Source organism: Polynucleobacter sp. UK-Mo-2m-Kol15 (assembly GCF_018881505.1).
Classification (GTDB): domain Bacteria; phylum Pseudomonadota; class Gammaproteobacteria; order Burkholderiales; family Burkholderiaceae; genus Polynucleobacter.
Window position 1 is genome coordinate 1 of the sequence record NZ_JACVQC010000010.1, and the last position, 255, is coordinate 255.

Genomic DNA, 255 nt, shown 5'->3' on the forward strand with positions numbered 1-255 from the left:
AGCAGTTCTATACCGAAAAAGTCGTATCGCTTCCCGATACCTACATAGTGGATGATTCAAAGCGGCTTGCTTCTTCTAGGGTATTTACAAGAGCAGAGCTTGGGCTACCAGAGAACGTATTTGTATTTTGTTGTTTTAATAATGACTATAAATTTAATCCACAAGTTTTGGATGCTTGGGCTAGAATTTTGTTACAAGTAAAAAATAGTGTTGTATGGATATCGGAAAATAATCAATCCTTCAAAGGCAACATAA

The 255-nt window shown here is 35.7% G+C and carries 1 pseudogene; it reads left to right on the plus strand.

Going from position 1 to position 255, the window contains the following annotated elements:
• Positions 1-47: 47 nt before the first annotated feature.
• A pseudogene (locus ICN43_RS11285) lies at positions 48-255 on the plus strand (acetylglucosamine transferase); the annotation flags it as partial.